Raw genomic sequence first — 2,722 nt, forward strand, 5'->3', positions numbered from 1 at the left:
ACCGAGGCATTACTGCATCTTATTGCGCTACCTGTAGTATGCAATCCGAGTTGTTTTGCAGTACGCATGTCTAGCAGCCAACTTTTTAGGACCCCACCTTCAACCACGTTATTCCTACGACTGCCAACCCCTTCCCCATCGAATGGCCTTGTGGAGAGCCCACCGGGCATTAGAGGATCATCGACAATATCAATATCGCCGCGAAAAATATTGCCACCAATGCTATCAACAAGAAATGACGTTTTATCAGCTACTGCGCTGCCGTTAATCGCCGCAGCAAAACTTTTTAAAAAGGCGGACGCTACCCGGTTTTCAAACAATACGGGAACCTTGCAGGTTTTCATCTCACGTGCATTAAGCCTTCTGAACGCCCTGGCAGCTGCGTCTTTACCCAAAATTTCCGGCTTTTCCAGGTCAGCAAAGCGATTCTTTACAGAAAAGCTATAATCCACTTCCATCTTCCCGCCATCGGAGGATACGACAGATACAGAAGTAGAAAAACAAGACCGTTTGTACGAGCCCATAAACCCGTTGGAAGTGGCAAGCACCATTTCACTGTTCGAGCGAGAAAAAGATGCACCTTCGGAATTTACTATCTTACCATCATAAGAAAGCGCTGCATCTTCCATAATGTTGAGTATTTCGCAAATCCTTGAGACCTCAACTATTGAGTCATCAAACAACAGCATACTGCTTATATCTTCGCGATACTCGCCGCTTACATCGCTGATAGAAATGTATGGATCTTCAGGCATGGATGACGCTATTGCAATTGCAGCATCCACTAGTTCAGAAATTTTACTTGGGTCATTAAAGGAAACACAGGAACACCGCTTACCGTCAATTATGACTCGTAAGCCTATCTTGCAATCTTTAGAGTACGTAGTTTCTTCGTGTTTGAGCAAACGCTGAGAAACAGCTGTGGACTCACCTGCGCAGACTATTATCTCCCACGCCACACCTCTAGACCGGACAACTTTGATGACTTCATCGGTAATCTCTCGGGTATTCAAAGCATGCTCCTAAGAAAATTTATACCCTATTCTACAGAAAAACTCGCTGCGCACATTCTGATTGTTCTGAAATTCACCTAACATGCAGCTAGTCTGCAATTTGAGATCACTAACAGCCTCTCCTCCCAAGTATTTTGCACACCAGTGCTTTGCCTCAATCAGCACCGCGACACCCGCAGGCTTTAGGAGTTCACTCAAAAATTGCGCGATTTGGACGGTCATACGCTCTTGCACCTGCAAACGCTTGGCAAATATGTCTACCACCCTAACTACAGTACCAACCCCAATTACAGTGGCCTTGGGAATGTATGAAATATTCACTACCCCAGCCATCGGAGACATATGATGCTCACACGTAGAAGAAAAGTTCACCCCCCGTAGCAGTATCATATCGGAGTAGCCTTCGTTAGCAAATACAGAATTGCGAAAGTCATGCGATGATTCGAGCGCATATCCCTGAAAAGACTCCTTATAGGCATTCAAAACCCTACCCGCCGCTAGGGACAGACCTTCCCTGTCAGGAGAATCATCAATCCATCGTATCAGAACTTCAATCGCCTCTTTGGCGTCTTTATCGGAAGGCTTGCGGGCTAAATCCTTATGCATGGCAGGCTAGCCCAAAGCTTCACATCCACTGACTATCTCTATCAAGTCAGTGGTAATTGAGGCTTGTCTTGAACGGTTATAGTCTAACAGTAGGCGATTCAACATACTTTTCGTGTTAGAGTTAGCAGATTCCATGGCAACCATACGGGAGCAATGCTCACAAACCAAGCTCTCGCACATTGCGAGGTATAGCTTGCCTATGAAGCTGTTTATGTATAACTTCTTGCGCACAGACGAAGAGTTGGGATCATAATTGCACATGACCTCTTCCGTGCTGGCTTCACGGCCTTCAGTGCTTTCTTTCGCACTATCAACTATCAAAACATCTTCAGCGGTCGGCTCCTGCCGCGCGGAACTGTAAAATCTACTGTAAAGCGCAACCACCCGGCTGTAGGCGGAAAAATCCACACCCAGGCTATAAAGCATACTTTTAAAATTCAGAAAGCCAATACCTCTTGGTTGAGGTATGACCCCCACAACTTCACCAAAAGCCTGTACATTCGCGCAGCCAACCAACTCGTGCGCCTTTTTTCCCACAAACAGAAAGCTTAGCCTCTCCCCACCGCTGGAGGAGGCCATGGATGAAACATATTCGCGCAGAAACTTAGCAACCGAGTGGTTAAAGCCTCCACACAGCCCTTTATCAGACGAAAACACCACCAGTAGAACTCCAGACGCCCCGCCGGCCTCCGCTAGGTATCGATGCTCGCTATCCTCCTTGGCTATGGCACTGCAATAGTCGCGAGCGCAGACAAGGCCTTCCCTAGCTATGCGGAACTTGGAAGCGGAAATCATCTGCATGACCCTGGTTGTCTTTTGTATAGACCTAACACTCCTTATCCTTAGCGCAAGAGCTTTGAGATTGGCCATAGACACACCAGACTGTCACGCTGCAAGTATATTGTTTTTTGGCCGTCGTACAAGCTCTAAAAGCAATTCCAAAATAAAAACGGTACAGAAAAACCCGATAATGCCTATTGCGTAGATTGAAATATGTGTATGAGCCGACATAGCAGCCTTGTTGCAGACAATAAGCATACACATGCTTGTGCACAACGAGATGCGCGTTACAAAAGACCCAGTCCTTCCTGTTTATGAGTCGT

General features: G+C 46.6%; 3 protein-coding genes. All 3 read right to left on the minus strand.

Going from position 1 to position 2,722, the window contains the following annotated elements:
- Positions 1 to 1,013 (minus strand): TldD/PmbA family protein (locus tag GAC_RS03235; RefSeq protein ID WP_198920532.1); only part of this gene is annotated, 1,013 nt, incomplete at its 3' end.
- A gap of 9 nt (positions 1,014 to 1,022) precedes the next feature.
- The gene (gene folE, locus GAC_RS03240) at positions 1,023 to 1,619 is read right to left on the minus strand and encodes a GTP cyclohydrolase I (RefSeq protein ID WP_012658956.1); all 597 of its coding nucleotides are present in this window, start codon (positions 1,617 to 1,619) and stop codon (positions 1,023 to 1,025) included.
- A gap of 6 nt (positions 1,620 to 1,625) precedes the next feature.
- Positions 1,626 to 2,489 (minus strand): F0F1 ATP synthase subunit gamma, encoded by an 864-nt coding sequence (locus tag GAC_RS03245; protein ID WP_010267630.1) that lies wholly within the window; start codon positions 2,487 to 2,489, stop codon positions 1,626 to 1,628.
- Positions 2,490 to 2,722: the final 233 nt, after the last annotated feature.

Source organism: Anaplasma marginale str. Florida (assembly GCF_000215485.1).
GTDB lineage: Bacteria > Pseudomonadota > Alphaproteobacteria > Rickettsiales > Anaplasmataceae > Anaplasma > Anaplasma marginale.